General features: G+C 45.4%; 16 protein-coding genes. 6 read left to right on the top strand and 10 right to left on the bottom strand.

The genetic code is table 11. The annotated features are described in order from the left end of the window. Window positions 1-320: 320 nt before the first annotated feature. The 3 genes from QUA43_RS03615 to QUA43_RS03605 form a co-directional block, all read right to left on the bottom strand. A complete protein-coding gene (locus QUA43_RS03615; protein ID WP_333371099.1) occupies window positions 321-1,064 on the bottom strand; it encodes a hypothetical protein in 744 nt (247 codons plus the stop codon). Window positions 1,065-1,543: 479 nt separating this feature from the next. Continuing rightward, window positions 1,544-2,032 (bottom strand): hypothetical protein, encoded by a 489-nt coding sequence (locus tag QUA43_RS03610; RefSeq protein ID WP_333371097.1) that lies wholly within the window; start codon window positions 2,030-2,032, stop codon window positions 1,544-1,546. Window positions 2,033-2,105: 73 nt separating this feature from the next. Then, on the bottom strand, window positions 2,106-2,726 hold the full coding sequence (locus QUA43_RS03605) for a hypothetical protein (RefSeq protein WP_333371096.1): 621 nt from the start codon (window positions 2,724-2,726) through the stop codon (window positions 2,106-2,108). A gap of 197 nt (window positions 2,727-2,923) precedes the next feature. On the opposite strand from QUA43_RS03605, the gene QUA43_RS03600 reads away from it, so the two are divergent. Then, the gene (locus QUA43_RS03600; RefSeq protein ID WP_333371094.1) at window positions 2,924-3,145 is read left to right on the top strand and encodes a hypothetical protein; all 222 of its coding nucleotides are present in this window, start codon (window positions 2,924-2,926) and stop codon (window positions 3,143-3,145) included. A gap of 8 nt (window positions 3,146-3,153) precedes the next feature. Next, the gene (locus QUA43_RS03595) at window positions 3,154-4,170 is read left to right on the top strand and encodes a WD40 repeat domain-containing protein (RefSeq protein WP_333371092.1); all 1,017 of its coding nucleotides are present in this window, start codon (window positions 3,154-3,156) and stop codon (window positions 4,168-4,170) included. Window positions 4,171-4,381: 211 nt separating this feature from the next. Here the strand turns inward: QUA43_RS03595 and QUA43_RS03590 are convergent, their stop codons facing one another. Then, window positions 4,382-5,317 carry an isoaspartyl peptidase/L-asparaginase gene (locus QUA43_RS03590; protein WP_333371090.1) on the bottom strand — a complete coding sequence of 312 codons (936 nt, stop codon included), beginning with the start codon at window positions 5,315-5,317 and terminating at the stop codon, window positions 4,382-4,384. A 72-nt stretch (window positions 5,318-5,389) separates the two neighbouring features. Continuing rightward, window positions 5,390-5,545: a DUF2256 domain-containing protein gene (locus QUA43_RS03585; RefSeq protein ID WP_006631540.1), complete on the bottom strand. Its 156-nt coding sequence runs from the start codon at window positions 5,543-5,545 to the stop codon at window positions 5,390-5,392. 157 nt (window positions 5,546-5,702) lie between these two features. On the opposite strand from QUA43_RS03585, the gene QUA43_RS03580 reads away from it, so the two are divergent. The 4 genes from QUA43_RS03580 to QUA43_RS03565 all read left to right on the top strand — a co-directional run bounded on the left by QUA43_RS03580 (window position 5,703) and on the right by QUA43_RS03565 (window position 9,541). Further along, window positions 5,703-6,713: an RNA methyltransferase gene (locus QUA43_RS03580; protein ID WP_333371088.1), complete on the top strand. Its 1,011-nt coding sequence runs from the start codon at window positions 5,703-5,705 to the stop codon at window positions 6,711-6,713. Between the two features lie 262 nt (window positions 6,714-6,975). Beyond that, window positions 6,976-8,604: a serine hydrolase gene (locus QUA43_RS03575; protein WP_333371087.1), complete on the top strand. Its 1,629-nt coding sequence runs from the start codon at window positions 6,976-6,978 to the stop codon at window positions 8,602-8,604. Window positions 8,605-8,669: 65 nt separating this feature from the next. Beyond that, window positions 8,670-9,071 (top strand): hypothetical protein, encoded by a 402-nt coding sequence (locus QUA43_RS03570; RefSeq protein ID WP_333371085.1) that lies wholly within the window; start codon window positions 8,670-8,672, stop codon window positions 9,069-9,071. Next, the gene (locus QUA43_RS03565; protein WP_333371083.1) at window positions 9,068-9,541 is read left to right on the top strand and encodes a hypothetical protein; all 474 of its coding nucleotides are present in this window, start codon (window positions 9,068-9,070) and stop codon (window positions 9,539-9,541) included. The genes QUA43_RS03570 and QUA43_RS03565 overlap by 4 nt, the downstream gene beginning before the upstream one ends. Window positions 9,542-9,602: 61 nt before the next feature. Here QUA43_RS03565 and QUA43_RS03560 read toward each other — a convergent pair whose 3' ends face one another. From QUA43_RS03560 to QUA43_RS03540, 5 genes are all read right to left on the bottom strand, one after another. Further along, window positions 9,603-11,027, bottom strand: coding sequence for a M48 family metalloprotease (locus QUA43_RS03560; protein WP_333371082.1), 1,425 nt, complete (start codon window positions 11,025-11,027; stop codon window positions 9,603-9,605). 8 nt (window positions 11,028-11,035) lie between these two features. After that, on the bottom strand, window positions 11,036-11,539 hold the full coding sequence (locus QUA43_RS03555; protein WP_333371080.1) for a hypothetical protein: 504 nt from the start codon (window positions 11,537-11,539) through the stop codon (window positions 11,036-11,038). Between the two features lie 474 nt (window positions 11,540-12,013). Then, the gene (obgE, locus tag QUA43_RS03550; RefSeq protein ID WP_333211907.1) at window positions 12,014-13,054 is read right to left on the bottom strand and encodes a GTPase ObgE; all 1,041 of its coding nucleotides are present in this window, start codon (window positions 13,052-13,054) and stop codon (window positions 12,014-12,016) included. 582 nt (window positions 13,055-13,636) lie between these two features. Then, window positions 13,637-14,533, bottom strand: a complete 897-nt coding sequence (locus QUA43_RS03545; protein WP_333371078.1) for a Mo-dependent nitrogenase C-terminal domain-containing protein — start codon at window positions 14,531-14,533, stop codon at window positions 13,637-13,639. Between the two features lie 417 nt (window positions 14,534-14,950). Continuing rightward, window positions 14,951-16,024 (bottom strand): class I SAM-dependent methyltransferase, encoded by a 1,074-nt coding sequence (locus tag QUA43_RS03540; RefSeq protein ID WP_333371076.1) that lies wholly within the window; start codon window positions 16,022-16,024, stop codon window positions 14,951-14,953. Between the last annotated feature and the right edge of the window lie 498 nt (window positions 16,025-16,522).

Here is a 16,522-nt window from a genome sequence, read left to right as displayed (position 1 = left end):
GATTGTTCACTTTTTAGAGGATGAGTTTCCACCCGATCGCGAGTTTCGCACTCGATACCAAAGAAACCGGGTTTTTATAACGGAAGCGATGGCGCACTCGCGTGAAATTTGGGTGGAAAACTCGGTTTCTGCGTAATATCAGGTTCGATGGAGTAATATCATGTTCGATGGAGTGATTAAAAGGGCGGGTTTTTGAGATTGTCAATTATTGGCAGATATTTTTTGTGAACCCGCCCCTACCGTATTAGGGGTAATCAACCGGACATGATATAAGTCGGCAAGCTTGAGAAATCGGGTTGATCGCGATCGGCTATTTTGTCTTATTTTTGCGCGTTCAGATAGTTGTTAATCGCTTTGGCAATTTTTTCTTGCTGGTAGAGGTTCATAGTGTTGGGCAGGGATATGCGAGATCCTCCACCAACTAACAGTCTGACTTCGTACCACGTGTCATTTTGCCGATCTTTGGTTCGATCGACTTCCACGCCATAAATCTCGCACAGAGAGTATTCAATTACTTTACGTGCCAACAAACCCCGCTGTTTAACAGTCAAGGTGTTTAAATTTCCATCGAAGCTGTAGATTTCATTATTTCTCAAGACGATCGCTGCGGCTGCTGCGAGCAAAAATATGCCTCCTGTCCATCCCAACCAGCGATCGTCTTGGCTTAAGCGCAGCAATCGATCTTTGGCATTTTTAACAAAAAAATTGATGTCAGAAGCAACAGCGTCTTGGGTTCCCCAATTAGTGGAGTTAGCAGTGAAAGGAACATTGCCAACAGAAGTCAAAAGTACAACTCTGGTTTTATAGCCGCATCTTTGAACTTTAGCTCCCTGCAAAGAAGCAAGCTCAATTTCTTGGATTTTTGAACCCAGTAAATTCGATCGCACCAACTGGCAACTGCCTTGTTTTGCCTGCAATCGCTGGCAGCTCAGGGTTGCTTTATGATAATCAAAAGCCAGCCCGAAAAGTCCAAAAGCCATTAATAAACAACTAGGCAACCAAAAATCAAATATGCTTTGAGTCTGAATTATTAATTCACTTGCTGTTTGCTTGATTATTTTCATTTATCTCACCTTTTGATTCCAAAAATGAGGCTACAGATCGACTTCCTGATCCGGATGAGCCGAATTGTTAACTTATATATTATTTGAAGTCGTCCTTTGCCATGACCCCTTTTATTTTGCTAATAGATTAGCACTAAAATTTCTAACCGACAACAAATGTCGCGAGTTTACCTGCTGCTGGGTTTAAGATAGCTTTCCATGATTTAAAATAGATGAGTCTTAAAAATATATTAATTATGTTATGGGCAATAAAACTTTAGCTTCGCGCTCCGTAGAAAAGTAATCACCCAGGTGAGTAAAGGTTTACATTTTGTTACATTATCAGGTTTATTTGCGTCTACTTATAGCGTTTCTTTAGCTGAGCGGGTACAACCAATCCTTATCCATTAAGGGTTTTAGCTCTAAAAATGTACCTCACTTGACTGAGAAAGGCTATAATTATCGTTAGTTATTAATTTGGGCGATTCCCTACAGGATAGCTACGATTCACGGACTTGCAGGGCAAATACATTGCTAAGAGTGCGATTATCCCTAATCGAGATATAGCTGCGAATCAAGTCAGCCATTTTGTATTGTTCTGTTAGTGAATAGCTTCTTAAACTGATGATATCGCCCCCAAACATCCACAAATCAACATAATAGCTACGATTTCCCTCGCTATCTCCTATTTCCTCTAATTCCACCGCAGAAATCTCGCGAGTTGAGCATTCGGTAACATCATGAAGCCATACACCCCGTCGTTTAATGGTTATTTTGCTAAGAGTTTTATCAAAAATGTATGTTTCATCTATCGCCCCGTCCAACAAAGACAGCGAGAACAACAAAAATATGCCTCCACCTATCCAATTTGATGCTAAAATAATCTGCAATAGTCCAATGAAGATGAAGGGAAAAATTAATAGCAAACCATCCCAGGCGCTCGCCGTTTGAATTGTTAGTTTAGTCGGTGTTTGCTTGAGAATTTTCATCAGTTTATTTTTGGATATTAAAAACAAGGTGAATTACTGCTCTTTCCGCTGTCCGAAAATTTTCAGGCACGGCTTATTTGATAATGCTTTGGACGATCGCACTTTTAGTGTTCTCAACAGCCTTGACAGCATAAGCATCGCCCGGACGTATCTGTAAAGCTCTGTTAAAATTGATTAAAGCGGTTTGATAGTCTCCCTGTCCGTAGTAGATATAACCGAGTTTCATCGATTGTTTGAAGTCAGAATTTTGAGCGGCAACACGAGCAGAATTAGGATTAGTTACAGGTGCAGCAGAAGTAAGAAATGGCTCGGCAGCAGATGGCTCTTGATAGAATGAGGGATAAGTATTGAAATCAGAAGAAAAAAAAGATAGAGATTGCTCGTTTGACCCTTGATCTACATTAGGCACAGAACCATCGGTTTTTAGAAGACCTATTATAGGCAATAATGCAACAATAATGCCTAACAATAAATACATGAGTAATCCCGCAACTTGAAGAAAAAATGGTTCTCTAACTTTTTGATTGCTCCAGTTTTTAATATGAAATACCCAGGAAGCAAAGGGAACAAAAAAGTAAACCAATCCCCACACAGATTCTTGTTCAATAGCTTGAGATAATCCCCAGATATAACCAACCAAAATTAAAATAAAGCCCAGACCGCCAAAAAAGAAGACGATCGCAATAATAGACATTTTCTGTTGATCCCGTTGGTGTAAAGTTATTTGACAAACTGTAAAGGTAAGGATTGAGGCACATTTTCAACCTGAAACTCTTTACCCTGTTTGCTGTGTTAAAAATAGATTAGCGGTGACAACAGTTCGATCGCGCACAGCGAATGTTAGGATTTTGGTTAGGAATTTGACTAGGAACTCGATCGCGACTGCCGCAAATGACACCCTCTACCCTCGATCGACCAGAAGAACCATTTGCACGGGCAAGCAACGACTGGGATATCCACAAGCTTTACAGCGACTTGGCAAATGCCAAACAAGAATTCGCCCCCCACACCAGAAGAGGGCTGACACCTGTAGAAAAGCGGCACCTCTGTGGCTTGCTGTGCGGCTACAGCCCAGCCGAAATTGCGGTATTTCTCAACAAATCAAAGGTGTAGAAGTTGATTTGTCAAAAACTTTGTACCGATACATAGAATTATTGACAAATCGGCCCCGAAATGCTCTCAAAAATTGGAGAGATGCGATCGACTGGCTGGAAATAGCCGGCTATAAAACGCAGCCAAAAACCTCATCCGGCGCAATCTTAAAAGCCACCCTCCACCATTCAGACAGGATTTTGTCTGCAGCTATCAGTCCCGACGGACAATTCCTCGCAACGGGTTCTGAGGACAGTACAGTGAAAATTTGGAGTTTGCACAGCGGGGAACTGCTGCAGACGATTTTCGGACATTCAACAGCCGTGTTGCTAGTTGCTTTCAGCCCCGCCAGCAAAACGCTGCTGACACGATCGCGCGCGGGCACAGTCAAACTCTGGAACCTGCAAAACGGCGAACTGCTGAAGCGTTTGGCAGACGTACACCGTCACGAATCTGTCGCCGTGAGTCCCGACTGGCAAATTTTGGCGATCGGCACGACCCGAGGCACAATCAAGCTTCTGCACCTCAACAGCGGCCAACTGCTGCAAGTTTTGGAAGGCTATCAAGGCGATGACATAAGTGCGATCGCCCTGAGTCCCAACGGCAAAATGCTAGTAGCCAGCGGACTCAATGCAGCCAGCGGTTTCTGTCGCGCCACAGTCACTTTGTGGGAATTGCCGGGAGGCGAAGTGAGACGAACATTTGGCAGCGAAAATTATGTAGCGATTTCTTCCGATAGCCAAATTATTGTCAGTCATGGCGGCCAAACTATCAAACTCTGGAATTTGCAAACAGGCGAATTATTGCATTCGGTGCAAACAGGAATTCGCATCACTTCCGCCGCCACAATTAGCCCTGACGGGAAATACTTTGCAGTGGGGTGTTTTGACGGTACTGTGAGACTTTGGAATCTTCGCGGCGAATTACTGCACACTTTAGATGGACATTCTAGCCCTGTGTCTGCGGTGGCGATCGGGCTTTCAGGCGAAACTCTGGTCAGCGGCGGGGAGAATGGTAGTGTTAAACTTTGGCAACTGGGGATTTAAGAATATCGATTCCGGTTGCACCGTCCGTGCTTGTTGACTGATGACTGTTGACTGATGACTAATGACTAATGACTGATGACTGATGACTGATGACTAATGACTAATGACTGATGACTGTCGGATTTGATATAAAACTAACGCCGATCGAGATACCCGAATTCTTCAAAAAGTCGGGTATCTGAACCGCAGACTGACAATTTATATCGGCATTTTAAGCAATAAAAATCAGCGTTCCCTTGCTCATTTCCAAAGTATCGCCCATTTGCATACCGTTGTGAAAAGCACCCAAAATCACCTCGCTAGTTTTGCCCAAAGCGATCGCCCCGCTAGCATCAATTCCAATTGCGCCAAAATCCCGTTGACGTTCGTCAGCTTCAGTAAAAGACCGCTCAAAAGCAGCTTTCAAAGTCAAACCATCCGTTACCCGAATCACAATTCGCGCGGCCAAACACTCGTCCATAATGTGCTCGCCAATCCCCGTACAGCTTACCGCCGCACTTTGGGCCGCGTAATTTCCCGCCGGCATCGCCGAGTCGCTAACCCGCCCAATCCGCTCAAAACCCTTGCCACCAGTCGAAGTCCCAGCAGCCAAGCGTCCGTGAACATCCAAAGCTACAACTCCGATCGTACCCACACCTGCCGGTTCGGCAACCACGTCAGCCATTGCTTTGCTAAAATTGCCTTGGCGTTCCTGCATCCACTCGTGCAAACGCAAATCGGTCATCGGATCGTAAATCGGCAATTGAAGTTCTCGCAGCAATTCCGCCGAACCAAAATCAGAGAGAACTCGATCGTCCGAATGCTGCAAAAATTGAGCAAGTTCGATCGGATGTTGAACGCGAGAAACATTAATCGCCCCGCTGAAACGCTGCATCAAACCATCCATCAGCGAAGCACTCATCCGAATTTGACCGTCCGACTGCACCACAGAACCAGTACCGGCATTGAATCGCGGGTCATCTTCCAACAATTGGCAGCCCCGCACCACTGCATCTACGGCACTTGCACCGTCTTTCAGCAGCGGATAAACTTCCTCCAAAACATCGTAAAGCGATTTCCGCACCGCCTCAATTCCGCCTTTACTGTGTAGAGAACTGCCGGCACCGCCGTGAATAACTAGCTTTGGTTGCACTTGTTGCGATGCCATAATTTATAACCTAATAACCTAAAATTTTTCCTTTGCAATCTTAGCTTTGATCGAGCAACTTGCCCTACATTCTTAATCTTGAGCCGCCAAACGGCGGCGACGACAACGTTCGGAGCAGTATTTGACCTCATCCCAGCAGTCCGCCCATTTTTTGCGCCAAGTAAAAGGTCGATCGCACACTGGGCACATTTTTGTCGGTAAATCAGATTTCGATCGCTGCTTAGCCATGCTAATTTTGACAATAGATTAACTAATTCACATCTTGTACCATTTTTATGAACAGGCAAGATGCCTGTTCCACAAGAGTTAAATTTGATTGTGAACAGGCATCTTGCCTGTTGCTAAGGAAACAACCTAATTTCTGCCAAACACCTCCCCAAATTAAATGCTCTCAACGGCCGGCGCCAACATCCGAATAGTCTTAGTCGAACCCGCAGGGCCCTTGAATGTCGGTTCTGTTGCCCGCGTCATGAAAAATATGGGTTTGCACCAATTAGTTTTGGTAAATCCCCAATGCGATTATTTAGGGGAAGAAGCCCGACTGATGGCAGTTCGCGCCGCCGACATATTGGAAACTGCCAAAGTAGTCGAGAGTTTGCCCGCTGCTTTGGTTGGGTGTGTCAGAGCGATCGCAACTACAGGGGATGATTGTCGATCGTTGCCAACACAACTAGAAGAACCCGCAGATGCCTTGCCTTGGCTCCTAGAAGCCCCCAGCGCCCTCATTTTCGGCCGAGAAGACTGCGGCTTGACCAATGCCGAATTAAACCGCGCTCAACGCCTGATCCGCATTCCCAGCAGCGATGCTTACACTTCCCTAAATCTCGCCCAAGCCGTCGCTATCTGCTGTTACGAACTATACCGGGAAGAAGGAAGAAGGAAGAAGGAAGAAGGAAGTTCGGCAACGGATTCTGTAACGGATGTAACGGATGTAACGGATGTAACGGATGTCAGGAAGAGGAAAGAAGGAAGAGGGAAGAGGGAAGAAGAAGCCTCGTTCCCAGGCTCAGCCGGGGAACGCATATCCAGAGGCTCTGCCTCTTCAATACCCGATGCCACAGATAATTTATCAACTTGTTACCAAGAACAATTTGCCACCAGCCAGACAGAAAATCCCTCAATTCCCCTCGCCAGTGCTCCCTTGGAAAATTTAGAGGGATATTACCAGCAACTAGAAACGCTGTTACTCAAAATAGGATATTTGCAGCAGCACACAGCAGCAAGCCGGATGGAAAAATTTCGGCGTTTGTACAACAGGGCTTATCCGACAGTGGATGAAGTCGCCATGCTGCGGGGCGTCCTCCGCCAAACAGAATGGGCAATCAAAAGTTACCCACGAGAGGCAAATTCTGATACTCTGGATGGGGCGTTGCCGGAAAATCCAACGGATAGCTAGGAGAAATGCTGATAATTGGGGATGTGATATTGAGGATTTTTTTCACAGAGAACTTTTCTTCACCCACTTGTCACTTTCATAACAGGGTTTCTTGACTAAAAACCAAAGCTTTGCGATAATTTGCGAGCAATAAACCAGGTTGCTGATACCATGCAGCGTCTGGGATAAATCTAAAATCTAAAATCTAAAATCTAAAATTGATTGGCTGGCAAGCTGAAAAATCTTAAACTTGAACTTTACATTAGTGATGAAGGAGTAAGACGTGGCAGAGCGGTTTCCCAAAGGATCGATATTATCGGTGATATCCTCGTCGATATCCTCTCCCAACTCCGGCTCAAAGCAGCCTAAGTCCGGCAAAGCAAGTCAGTCTGGCAAATCGGGCCGCCGCCGCCCTCCGCAACCGCAAAACGGCAACCCAGAAATTCGATCGCCCGAACCTGCAACTTTGCCACCGCAACAGGGCCGCGGCAGCAGAAGTGGAGCCAATTCTCCCACATCTTCGGAAGAATTTACTACACAAGACTTTTTATCCGATCCTCGATCGGCCATTAACCCCAGAAAACCCAGAACCAGCAAAACTACTCCGCAGTCGAAGACTCGCCAACCGCGCAAAAAAGGCCTCGCTGCTGTCGATATGTTCGAGTTTCCAGACCCGAATCTGGAGCGAGAAAATGTGAGTTCGATCGCCAGCAATCCCAACACCAAGCTCCCAACAGCCACTCCCCCTGCAACCCGTGGAAGTCTTCCCAGTTCGCCCCCTGTTCGCATTTCAGACACGGTAATCCCCCCAGATACCAAAAAAACCCCCGTGCCTAAACCGCGCCCACAAGCGAGTCAGAGACCGGGTAAACGCTCTGCACCTCGGAGCGTCCCGCCGTTCGTGTATGCTACTCGCTTGCTGATTTTGGGAGTTGGGATAGCGGTGATTTGCGGTACGCTGCTGTCGGTGGTAAATGCGGTGAGTCGAGCATCCACTGTAGCGCCAGAAGAACAAACCACCGCAGGGCAGCAAAACCCAGCCGATAGCGCATCTGCGGCACCTGCAGCCCCAGAAGTGCTGCAACTGAATCAAGAATTAGAAGCTTTGAAAACGCAAGTTCAGGTTTTAGCAACAGAAAATCCTAGTTTGACAGCCGGAATATTTCTAGTCGATTTAGATACTGGAAGCTACCTAAATTTTAATGGCGATACTGCTTTTGCTTCAGCTAGCACGATTAAAGTGCCAATTTTAGTAGCTTTTTTCCAAGCAGTAGATGAGGGAACAGTGCAGTTAGACCAGATGCTGACGCTGAAGTCCGAACACATTGTCGGCGGTTCTGGGGAGATGCAAGACGACTCTCCGGGTAAGAAGTATTCGGCTTTGGAAGTTGCCCAAAAGATGATTGTTGTCAGCGACAATACGGCGACAAATATGATGATTGAGTTGTTGGGAGGTGCTGAGGTGTTGAATCAGCATTTTGCCAATTGGGGTTTGAGGGCGACGGTTCTCCGCAATAATTTGCCTGATCTGGAGGGAACTAATACTACCAGTCCGCAGGATTTGATTAATATCATAGCCCAGATCGATCGGGGTAATTTGGTATCGGTGAAATCGCGCGATCGCATTTTGCAAATCATGCGCCAAACTAGAAATGATTCTTTGCTGCCGAAAGGTTTAGGCGAAGGTTCAGTTATTGCTCACAAAACCGGCAACATTGATACAATGCTTGCGGATGCGGGGATGGTGGATTTGCCGAACGGTAAGCGTTATTTGGTGGCGGTGATGGTGAAGCATCCGCCGGAAACCGAGAAGCCAGCTCAAACATTGATTCGGGAGATTTCTCGAATGAGTTACCGCTATTTGTACGGTGGGGAAACGCCAGCCGATTCACAAGTGAAAATTAAAAATTGAAAATTCAACCGGGTTTTTTCGGGCAAGTGTTGTAGACTTTATCAAACTATAAATCAGTTTGTATTATGAAACTAAACATCCGCCTTGCTTGTCTAGTAGCGCTCTCAACTTTAGCGGTTGGAGTCTTCCCTACCTTGAGTAATGCTAATCCTGCTCCTGAATCTGAGACGGACGGCGTGAGAGTGATCAACAATAATATCGAACTCAATCGGGCAAAAAACTTAGCCCGTCAAGCAGCAGAAATTGCTAATGGGGGTTTAGGCAACTATCGAGCTGAAGCTTCTATGCACGGTACTTCTAAGGAATCGCCGTTTGTTGACAATGGTGATGGAACTTGGACTTTTACTTTTAAGGGTTCCAAGCCGGGTTCGTCTGTCTATACTGTAGAAACGGTTGTTACGGTTTCCCAAGATGGGAGGGTGAGAGTCGATTACAACGGGCAAATTCGCCAGTTATCTCCATTGTGAACAACTGTGCAAATATCGGGCTATGCAGTTTCAATCCTCGATCGGGATTTAAGTTAACGGCATTTTTTCCCTTTGTTACAATCAAGGGAATTCCCCTCCTCACATCAGCACTAATGCAAATTATTCTAGAAGTTCCTGATATCCTTGGCGAAAAACTGCAACAATTGGGCGATCGTCTCCCGGAAGCCCTGGATCGCGCACTTCGGGAACTCGCCCCCGCAGAAACCATCTCCTACCAAGACGATCGCCAAATCGTCGAACTGCTAGCGAGTCAACCCAGCCCAGAAGAAATCCTCGCAATCCGCCCCACACCTGCGTTGCAAGCCCGTATGAGCCAACTGCTCGATCGCAATAAATCCGGCACTCTTTCGGGCAGAGAGGAAGTCGAACTCGATCGCTATTTGCTATTAGAACATTGGGTGCGTTTAGCCAAAGCTCACGCCTACAAACGCTTACAGACAGCAGCATGAGTTATGTACCAGCCTCTGTGCGTCGGCTAGTGACCCAACGCGCCCGAGAGCAATGCGAGTATTAATGAACGAACCATGAACAGCTATAACCTATAGCAGCCAAGCAACCAAGAACAACAGCACTCACAAAATACTCTTTATAGAAAGGTGGATTAATGGTATCGTTTTCTTGACAGAAAAGTTTCTCCCAAGCCACACCAATTTTAGGATAGAGAAGCAAGATAACACCTGCTCCCAACCACACAGGTGCGGCTGTCTGCAAACCTAAAGCTGTATAGTAAACTGACCTCTGCAAAACCTCCCCTACACCATACATCCCCAACAAAGCGACATCTGCACGAATGAGCAGGAAGAGCAGTTGGGCAATATAAGATAAGGGGAACAAAAGGAATAAAAAAAGCAATTGTTTAGGCATCATAGAACGACAAGCCATCCACCGACGAAGCTTATTCGGAGGATGGGATAGTCGAGATAAAAGCCATTTCCAGCGTGATGTAGACGGCGAAAGTTTATCTAGTCCGAATAGTAAATTATCTGGAGACTGCTGAATGGCTATTACAAACTGATCTGCATTAAACTCGGCACACCAAGTAGCCATTAAAGGTGCTGCTATGACAACAGGTGTAAGAAAGATTAACGAAACTACCATTGAAATAGTTCCAGGTAATGCGACTGAGAAAAACTGCTTAATCTGGAACCACAGCCAAGCAAGAAACCAATTGCCACTTTCTGGCATTTGTATCTTCAGTTCCCTAAGTTGACTATTCATTTGGCTAAATTGTTGATGCAGATCCCAATGTTCCTGTAAAGAATTAATCAGACTCCATCCGTAAACTAAAATCAGGGGAATCACAAAAAATAAGGCTAGAAGATGGAACCAATAATTTAATAAATCCTCAAAGAAGCTACCTACTCCAATCATTAATACATCACCATGACGACAATGCCCCAACTCATGAAGAAGCATTGCCTTCGCTGCTTTTTTATCCGAACGCCAAAGCTTAACTAAACCGGCAAATATTGCGATTGCAGATGTTCGATATCCAGTGGGATAGACAAACGCAAACATATCGCCGCGAAGCAGGTTAGTTTTAATCTCAACTCCAGGTGCGTAGATCTGTACAATCTCTAGGATTTCCTTGAGTGCAGGTGTAATGGTTTTTGGTTGCGTGAGTTTGTAACACTTTTCAACACGCATCTTCCTAAGCTGAGGAAAGAGTATACTGAGAACCCCCAAAAACAACATTACTAGGGGTATAATTTCATGAATACTGGGTAACGAAAGCAGTAAAGCGATTGAATTACCACCTAAATGCTCTGGTAATGGCTGCGGAGATAAAACAGGCTTGATGTTCCCTTCCCACAGGAACTGAATTAAGCCAGGAAGTTTTAGGATGTATATCACTAACCAAAACCACAACCAGGGCGGTAGTATACCAGCTTGGTGTAAATTGTTAGAACCAGGTTTTACATGATCTATAGCCATTATGCACCTCATCCAAGCGCTTTAATGAATACAGTAGATTGAGCGGGATTATCGAGTAAGGCTCGAAGAACTCGATACGTGATCAAATCACATTTATCTTGAGGTAAGCCTGAAGATTTAAGTTCGGTTGAAATCGTATTAATTACAGTTTTGATGGGTTGATACGGATTGTCTTGTAATAAGTTTATTTTGTTTTCGTGAGAAAATCTTTCTCGAAGGTCTAGAACATCGTTGATGACTGATACAAGATCGGCTACATCAGTTGTCAGCAGTTTGTAAAGGAATGGAGCACTTTCAACTAAACCATTGAGAATCAGAGGGAAAATCGTAATAAATTCACCTGTTCCAAAACCTCCAGTCTGGCTTCTTTCCTCCCGTTTAAAAAGTTCTTCTCTCTCCTTCCCTCCTTGGATAAAGGCTTGAGCCATGATTGGAGCGAGATCGACTTCATCTGGAACCGCCTCTTCTGCAATTTTTAAAGCTATTTCATCAATAACTTCAGAATTATTCATTGCACTTACTCCTAGAGGAAAAACGTTACTTTCACTTAAAATAATTTTACTTAACAAGAAGCTACAGAAACTAGCTCCTGACATAATTCGATAAAATTTGATAAGTATTGAAATAGACGGAATTGGCTGTCTTGTGACCATGACGGGTGACAAGCAACTTGAAAACCTTACTAGAAAATGGTTTAAGCCGATCGAACTCAAAAAAGATAGAGTTCGGCAGCTACTTTTTCAGATTTCGACAATAGATAGGGAGGCTTGAGGGTGATTGCTGCTCAATGTAGTTGCCAATGTAGCTGTGGCAGTCGTGATTCATCGAACGCTGCTTTGCCGATCGCCCTTTCCCCATGTAGACGTGAACCTCTTTCCCCGCCATAGAGGTTCAAACCCTTGCTGCACAAGCCATACAGCCGAAAGATTTGACCCCCTCAAAAAAACACCTACCCATTCACGGAAATTCCAAGAACCGGAAAGCGATTAAACACTCGCGACTGCTAACTGTTCCGCGGCCTCTTTTTCGTTCATCTCGTCGAGTTTCTGCCAAACTTGCTGCATCAATTCATCCAATCCAAGTCTACTAACGGCGGAAATCAACAAAACAGGAGCGCCACTAATTTCTTTAAGTCGGCTGATTAAATTACCGATTTCTTCGCTTTCGAGGTCGATCGCATCTACCTTATTAAAAGCCAAAATCTGCGGTCGATCGGCTAAACCACGCCTGTAAGCCTTTAATTCCTCCTGAATTGTGACATAATTGGCGATCGGATCTTCATCGGTAATATCGATCAAATGCAGCAGCAAACGAGTTCGTTCGATGTGCCGCAAAAACTCATAACCCAAACCCGCGCCTTCGTGAGCTCCCTCAATCAATCCCGGAATGTCTGCAAACACCGTACCGTCGCCGCTGGGTTTTCTGACTACGCCCAAATTCGGGACTAAAGTTGTAAACGGATAATCTGCTATCTTGGGGCGAGCCGCAGACAAAGCAGAAATTAAGGTGGATTTGCCAGCATTTGGCATCCCCAGAATTCCGACTTCAGCTAATAGCTTCAATTCCAAACGCAAAAATTTGTGTTCTCCTTCTTTTCCCGGCATCGCATAATCTGGAGCGCGGTTGGAATTGGTCAGAAAACACTTGTTTCCTAAACCGCCTTTGCCGCCTTTGGCTACGCAAAAAGTCTGTCCGGGCGTCACCAAATCTGCCAAGATTGCCTGAGTTTCCGCGTCGTAAACAACTGTACCGCAGGGAACTTCGATCGTGCGATCGTCCCCACCGGCACCGGTCATATTTTTCGGCGCGCCCCGCTTCCCGTCATCGGCTTTAAAAATCCGGTTGTACTGAAAATCTAGCAGCGTTTGCAGGCTTTCCACCGCCACCATATACACGGAACCGCCTTTGCCGCCCGTCCCGCCAGAGGGGCCGCCCGCCGGTACATACTTTTCTCTGCGAAAAGCTACCATACCGTCGCCGCCTTTGCCGGCTGCGACTTGAATATCTGCTCGATCGATAAATTGCATAATTTAGTCAGTAGTCAATAGTCAATAGTCAATTGTCAGTTGTCAATTGTCAGTTGTCAATTGTCATTGGTCAATTGTCATTGGTCAGTAGTTATTATGATACCAGATCCAAGTACCATATTTCTCTTTTTCTTTAGTCCGAGTCTGCGGACGACAGCCAAGTTTAGTCGCGATTTACAGTTGCCGGAAAATTATAATTATACCAATTTGAAAAAGTAGTTCAGAGCCAGAGATTGTACGCGAGCATTTGTAGGGAAACGGCAATGCCGTTTCCGGCTCCTAAATCGGCGAGTTTTAATAATTTGTATAAGCTTGAGGATTGTACTAAAACTTTTGTTGAATTAGTATTATCAAAGCAGATTTGATATTAGCAGGACTCACGCACAAAAACTGAATAAACCTGGTTTTTCTACTGGGGCGGATGGGTGTAATGATGTTTTTTGGTAGAAAAACCAGGTTTTTGCGTTCAGGACTAATAGTAGTCATTGGTTAATAGTTACAATCATTAATCCAAAATTTCACAAGAATGACTAATGACTAATGACTAATGACTAATGACTACTGACTAATGACTACTAACTACTAACAATATGACGATACATCTTCCTTACATTCATCTGCCAAATAGCAGAGAGCTCGAAAGCGCATCCCGACTAACTGTTCGTAAAGCGGGTTAATCTGGCACATCGCCGGAATGTGGACGATTTTGTGACCAAATAACACCACATCTCGCTCAAACGGACACTGGGGCGGAATAATTTTACAGACAAAGTGTGCCAATTTTGGGTCGTGAATTTCCCAGCCGTCAAGCCAGTCTTTGACGGGTTGTAGGACATCTTTGTGGTGAGGTTGAGGTAGCCGAGATGAAAGGGGTGTTCCGGCGACGGGGGCGACATTCGCATCAAAAACTATTTGGCTGCTGGGCCCCTGCGGCTCATCGCACTTGCTGTCTTCGATGGTGTGTCGCAGAGCTTCGAGCGCCTCTACATTGTGCCCCAAAGCTGTGCAAAAGTTGTGGATTACCTCGTCTTCGCTGAGCGAGTAGGTACCGTCTGCCAAAGCTACCATGACTGCTGTCCTCAAAAAATCCTCGCCTTTGGCGGTGTCTTTCCCTAACACAGCGACTAATTCCTCTGGGGCAATAGGTTCAAAACTCGTTTCAAAAGATACCGGGTGTAGTTCATCCTGAGTTAGATTTGCAATCATTTTTTGCTCGTCTTCGTCAAAGTTGCCGTCTGCCCAAGCAATTGTCAGCAATCCCCGCAGCCAAGCAGTAATCTCTTCATTGGTGCAGGAAGATTTAGCGTTACTCATTAGCATTTCCACTTGGATGTACCAGTCAATTTGTTCGTTTACAGCGGACTCAATATTCCCCTCCCAATAATTTTTACTGGTTTTGTGGTCGATGGATGATCTATTTGTGGAAGGTTTGTGCCCGAAGATTGCTCCAAACGCTTGTAGTGGACGTGTTAAAAGCATATTTGTTTCTCAGCAGCATCGCTAACTAGCGAGCTAATCTATTGGTTAATCCTATTCCCTAAAACGTCATCTATCGGGAGGAATAGGTTTCTTTGCTTGATCTTAACTTTAAGTTGCACCCATCAAGATGACGATCGAATTTTATGCAAGCCCGATTGCCACTAGCCACCCAATTTTTCGCAATAAATAAAAGGTTGGCAAGCGTGGGATCTAATCAGAAACTGGGTTTGTCACCCAGGGGCGATCGAACTTCGCTCTTTTTATATCTTAATATATATTTTTGTAAATTTTTGTGTATGGGCAGCGTCATATTAACAGCTAGCCGGATTTAAGCTGTTGAAATAAAAATATCTGAGGCAACTGTTACTGCCTGTTAACAGTTGTGATTGCTGTGTCCGCCTAAAAATGAGAAAATTTTTAACTTCGGCGACACAAAATCCAGCGCAATTCCATTGGCGGGCGTGCGTTTGCCATTGGGAAGACATCTCGACCGGTGGCCCAACTGGGAAACCAGGGCGTCGGGGGCCAGGCTCCTTCCGGCAGGTGGTGGCGTTCATATTCAAACACCAATTCGTCGGATATTTGAACTAAGGGCAACCCTTCCATGGCGGTGGCGAGTTCTTGGGGGGTAAATAAAGTAGACCAGGAGAGTTGGGCAACTTGTCGCACGAGGGCATCCGGCTGGTAGTCGCCAACGGTTAAAAACGTGCTGAACAGCAACAGGCCTCCGGGACAAAGGGAATCGCACATTTTAGCGAGGAAAAGCCGTACTTGATCGCTGTCTCGAAAATGTGAGATGACTTCGGCGGCAACTGCCAACTGGTAGCGGGCCGGTTTCATCCGCATTAAGGGGTCGAGCACATCGCCTTCAGTCACTGTCACGGGCAGGTTTTCGGCTGTTACTGCTGCTTTCAATTGTTCTGCAAAAGCGGGAGTTAGTTCGATCGCATCTACAGAATAGCCCAATCTCGCCAGCGGCAAGGTATTGCGACCGGTACCAGCCCCCACGTCCAAAATCCGCACTCGATCGGGTGTGCCCAATTTAGCCGCCGTTGTCATCAATTTTGCATCGGGATGAGAACCGAAAAGTGGAGGTTCTCTGGTGTCTACCCAGCTTTTATACTGTTCTCCAACTGTTGAGGTAGTAACAATCACTTTGCAAGCTAAACCGGTTTGTGGCGGCTGTACTGATTCGTATTGCAGGATCAGCATCGATGCTGTGGAGGTGCGGTAGCCTTGTTCTAACTTGGTGGCTAAAAGCTTGCTGAGTTCGTCTCTGCGGTCTTCGGGCAGGGGTCTGTCGAGGGTGCTAAATAGCTTTTCTATGGACTTGAGATAGTGGCTTAGCATTCCCGGTATGCAGGGGAAAACTAATTCTCCGCGAGCGTTTATGCGAGTATTAATTTTGTAGAGGATTGCTTGCTGGAGAATGTCGGGATTTACTACCAGCGGTAGCTGTTCGGTCTGGTTGATTGTACTTTCGGCGCCCATAAATTCCGCGAAGAGGTGATTAGCTGTTAGCTGTTAGCTGTTAGTTGTTAGTTATTTGTTATTTGTTATTTGTTATAACTTACATCTTGCAGCAATATCAATAAGAGGATTTTTCGTGGGGTCGGGCGGGTTTATAGAACCTATTTGCAAGCTTTAAGGCTGTTGGCGAACCCGCCCCTACGGCTAATTGAGAATGGTGCAATATCTCAGTTATAACTTACATCTTGCACCCTTTTCAATAACAGGGAAGATGCCTGTTCCACAAAGAGGGAATTTTATTGTGGAACGGGCATCTTGCCTGTTCATAAAAAGCTATAAGCAGCGCGTCAAACCACTTTTCGCGTAAGTATTAATTGTCAAAAAAACGCCGATCTTAGAGCTTTATTTTCAATAAATCTCAAATTGATCGACCACGCCCAAAACCCGATTAGGTCTGAAAATCGGAGTTAGTATCAATAATAAGCTGTAGCGAATTCAAATTTTATCTTTCACGGCGAG

This window comes from Microcoleus sp. N9_B4, from assembly GCF_036701635.1.
Taxonomy (GTDB): domain Bacteria; phylum Cyanobacteriota; class Cyanobacteriia; order Cyanobacteriales; family Microcoleaceae; genus Microcoleus.
This window is presented reverse-complemented; position numbering and strand designations above follow the sequence as displayed.

Bases quoted from the DNA above. Each gene is read 5' to 3' on its own strand.
- QUA43_RS03610 (WP_333371097.1), bottom strand. From the start codon at position 2,032: ATGAAAATTCTCAAGCAAACACCGACTAAACTAACAATTCAAACGGCG.
- QUA43_RS03555 (WP_333371080.1), bottom strand. From the start codon at position 11,539: ATGAATAATTCTGAAGTTATTGATGAAATAGCTTTAAAAATTGCAGAA.
- QUA43_RS03615 (WP_333371099.1), bottom strand. From the start codon at position 1,064: ATGAAAATAATCAAGCAAACAGCAAGTGAATTAATAATTCAGACTCAA.
- QUA43_RS03600 (WP_333371094.1), top strand. From the start codon at position 2,924: ATGACACCCTCTACCCTCGATCGACCAGAAGAACCATTTGCACGGGCA.
- QUA43_RS03545 (WP_333371078.1), bottom strand. From the start codon at position 14,533: ATGCTTTTAACACGTCCACTACAAGCGTTTGGAGCAATCTTCGGGCAC.
- QUA43_RS03590 (WP_333371090.1), bottom strand. From the start codon at position 5,317: ATGGCATCGCAACAAGTGCAACCAAAGCTAGTTATTCACGGCGGTGCC.
- QUA43_RS03580 (WP_333371088.1), top strand. From the start codon at position 5,703: ATGCTCTCAACGGCCGGCGCCAACATCCGAATAGTCTTAGTCGAACCC.
- QUA43_RS03605 (WP_333371096.1), bottom strand. From the start codon at position 2,726: ATGTCTATTATTGCGATCGTCTTCTTTTTTGGCGGTCTGGGCTTTATT.
- QUA43_RS03540 (WP_333371076.1), bottom strand. From the start codon at position 16,024: ATGGGCGCCGAAAGTACAATCAACCAGACCGAACAGCTACCGCTGGTA.
- QUA43_RS03570 (WP_333371085.1), top strand. From the start codon at position 8,670: ATGAAACTAAACATCCGCCTTGCTTGTCTAGTAGCGCTCTCAACTTTA.
- QUA43_RS03560 (WP_333371082.1), bottom strand. From the start codon at position 11,027: ATGGCTATAGATCATGTAAAACCTGGTTCTAACAATTTACACCAAGCT.
- QUA43_RS03585 (WP_006631540.1), bottom strand. From the start codon at position 5,545: ATGGCTAAGCAGCGATCGAAATCTGATTTACCGACAAAAATGTGCCCA.
- obgE (WP_333211907.1), bottom strand. From the start codon at position 13,054: ATGCAATTTATCGATCGAGCAGATATTCAAGTCGCAGCCGGCAAAGGC.